At 61.0% G+C, this 2,608-nt stretch carries 4 protein-coding genes; all 4 read right to left on the bottom strand.

Features of this window, described 5'->3' with window-relative positions; genetic code table 11:
- Window positions 1–52 precede the first annotated feature (52 nt).
- On the bottom strand, window positions 53–715 hold the full coding sequence (locus tag NUW23_03710) for a dipicolinate synthase subunit B (protein MCR4425284.1): 663 nt from the start codon (window positions 713–715) through the stop codon (window positions 53–55).
- 126 nt (window positions 716–841) lie between these two features.
- Window positions 842–1,633 carry a 4-hydroxy-tetrahydrodipicolinate reductase gene (gene dapB, locus NUW23_03705; protein MCR4425283.1) on the bottom strand — a complete coding sequence of 264 codons (792 nt, stop codon included), beginning with the start codon at window positions 1,631–1,633 and terminating at the stop codon, window positions 842–844.
- Window positions 1,634–1,754: 121 nt separating this feature from the next.
- A complete protein-coding gene (locus NUW23_03700) occupies window positions 1,755–2,225 on the bottom strand; it encodes a hypothetical protein (protein ID MCR4425282.1) in 471 nt (156 codons plus the stop codon).
- Window positions 2,226–2,286: 61 nt separating this feature from the next.
- On the bottom strand, window positions 2,287–2,484 hold the full coding sequence (locus NUW23_03695) for an aspartyl-phosphate phosphatase Spo0E family protein (GenBank protein ID MCR4425281.1): 198 nt from the start codon (window positions 2,482–2,484) through the stop codon (window positions 2,287–2,289).
- Window positions 2,485–2,608: the final 124 nt, after the last annotated feature.

Raw genomic sequence — 2,608 nt, 5'->3', positions numbered from 1 at the left:
TCCCTGCCTACGGCCCCGGTCGCCCCGACAACCGCAACATTCAGCACCGCAATCAACTCCTGTGGTTCGTATGAGCGTGATTAATTGGCTGCGCACCTCCGGATTCCTGCTTGTTCTGGGTGGAATCTCTCCATCTTTCGATCAGAATGGGCTGCACCTGTCTGCCCTCCAAAGCATCGCTGACGGCCCGCTCCACCTCGGACATCCTCGCCACCAACGAAGTGGGCTTGCCCCACGGATCGTCCTGCCCGTATGGGATGAAGAACACGTTCTTCCGGCAGAGTAGAGTTCCAAGGTTCGGGGCAGACCCGGAGAGCCCATCGTTGGTGGAAATTCCAATCACTACAGGCCTGCCGTTGCGCAGATGAGCTTTTGCGGCCATAAGCACCGGGGAATCGGTGATCCCGAGGGCGAGCTTGGACAAGGTGTTCCCAGTGCACGGGGCAACTACGAGGCAGTCTATCAGTCTCTTGGGCCCTATAGGTTCCGCTTTCTCTATTGTGTCTATCACGGGGTTCCCCGTGGTGCGCTCGAGCCTCTCGCGTATGTCCTGGGCACGCCCGAACCTCGTGTCAGATGATGCGACGGATTCCGACAGGATCGGAATCACGTTCGCCCCAGCTTCCACCAGCCGTTCGATCGTGGGCAGGACCTCCGGGACCGTGCAGTGAGACCCCGTCAGGGCGAAGCCGATGGTCCTTCCCTTGATAGTCACGAGAAGACACCTCCTGCCTGCTCAGCCTTTTTTGAACGAGAGCCCGGGACACCGGGACTCCCGCCTTCTGCAATATATGGCCTCAGTCACAGGGAGGTGTCTGTCCTGAACCCACGGCAGCGCAGCTCAATCCAGCAACGGGTCCAGCCCCGTGATGACTCGATCGAGCGTGATTACCCGGCGAACTGCAAGAAGCACTCCAGGCATGAATGAGTCGCGCCCCATGGAGTCGTGGCGGATCGTCAGGACCTGTCCTTGCCCGCCGAAGATCACTTCCTGGTGGGCTACGAGTCCTGGTAGGCGAACGCTGTGTATGGGCACTCCTTCCACCGACACGCCTCTGCCGGATGCGCCGGGCCGCGCCGACGGGTTCCAGTCGCTTCGAGCAGATGCGACGTCCACGGCGGTTGCCCGGGCGGTTCCCGACGGGAAGTCCACCTTCCCATCGTGGTGAAGCTCAACTATCTCGCAAGAAGGCATATACTTGGCAGCCATTCGGGCGAAGCGCATCATTAGGACAGCCCCGATGGCGAAGTTTGGGACAATCACGCCCCCCACCCCTCTGTCTGACGCAGCGCGGACTATGCGCTCACAACTGGCGGCTGGTATCCCACTCGTGCCCACTACGAACCTGACACCTTTCTCGATCGCTGTCATCATGTTGCTCACAGCAGCGTCAGCAACCGTGAAGTCTACCATGACATCTGGAGCGGAATCGTCGATGACCTCGCTGAGATCAGGGCGGACCGGGATACCGAGGGGCCCGATGGCCGCAAGAAGCCCAGCATCTTGCCCTGCTCCCCGCATGTCCACCGCGCCAACAACCCGCATGCCCTCGGCGCCTGACACTGCCTTGATGACCTCTTTCCCCATCCGGCCGCTTGCTCCGGTCACGATGACTCGGATTGTGGAGCTCATGAACCGCACCTCCAATGAATGTGTTCCAACATTGCGACATTGTGTGCACAGAAATGGGCCGGGAGGCGGTCTACGCCGGACCCGGCCCGAGGGAAGGGGTGCCGTCGCACAATGCAGGACTCTAATGAGTCTCTACGTCCGATGCACCTGAATTCCGCATGATGCGGGCGGCTGAATGGACCTTGGCCTGGTCGGTGTCTACCACCGCGAGGATCTTACCCTCGCGGACCTTGCCCTCATAGAACTCGCTCCGCTCCCTGGGCACTCCCATGTCTACCAGTCCGCCCACTAGGCCGCCCCCTACCGCCCCAGTGAGGGTTGCGGCAAGAGGACCCGCCGCGACGATCGGCCCGATGCCCGGTATGGTAAGAGCTCCTATGCCCGCAAGGAGCCCAGCGACTCCTCCGAGCACACCCCCTGTGGCGGTGCCCTGAAAGCCGGTACCACCCTGCATGGTCGCCCCGCCACGTTCGCCGCCCTCACCCCGGGCGACAATAGATATCCGGTTGTGGTCGAAGCCCGAGTCGCGCAGCTGATGGATGCACCTCTCGGCGGTATCCCTGGATGCGAAGGTTCCAATGACCTTGGACATAGCATGACCTCCTTCACGGTTAGTCTGCCCAAGAGGTCCTGCCGTATTCCAGAGAGTGAGTCTATTCCCGCTCTAGCTTCTCACAGATGCGGAGAAACTGTACGATGACCTTGTCCAACTGGTGGGACACACTGTAGGCTCGCTCCGAACCACAAACGGATCCTTCCTTCAGGATGAGTTCGTGGAGTTCACACCGAAGGTCTTCGATCGCCTGCTTGAGAGTTTGAAGCCTCTCATCGAGGGACTGAGCCTCTGTCATCGCCGCACCCCCATGGGGACCAGCCTATCCCGTATGCCCGAATCCGCCGCTGCCCCGCCGAGTCTTGTCAAGCTCGCCCACCTCCTCGATGATAGCGCGGGTCTCCCGTGCTATCATCGGGGTC

It is taken from the genome of Bacillota bacterium (assembly GCA_024655925.1).
GTDB lineage: Bacteria > Bacillota > DTU025 > DTU025 > JANLFS01 > JANLFS01.
Note: the sequence above shows the minus strand (reverse complement) of the source record. Positions and strands in the feature narration are given on the sequence as shown.

Excerpts from the sequence above, each read along its gene's own strand:
- dapB (MCR4425283.1), bottom strand. The coding sequence starts at position 1,633 with ATGAGCTCCACAATCCGAGTCATCGTGACCGGAGCAAGCGGCCGGATG.
- NUW23_03700 (MCR4425282.1), bottom strand. The coding sequence starts at position 2,225 with ATGTCCAAGGTCATTGGAACCTTCGCATCCAGGGATACCGCCGAGAGG.
- NUW23_03695 (MCR4425281.1), bottom strand. The coding sequence starts at position 2,484 with ATGACAGAGGCTCAGTCCCTCGATGAGAGGCTTCAAACTCTCAAGCAG.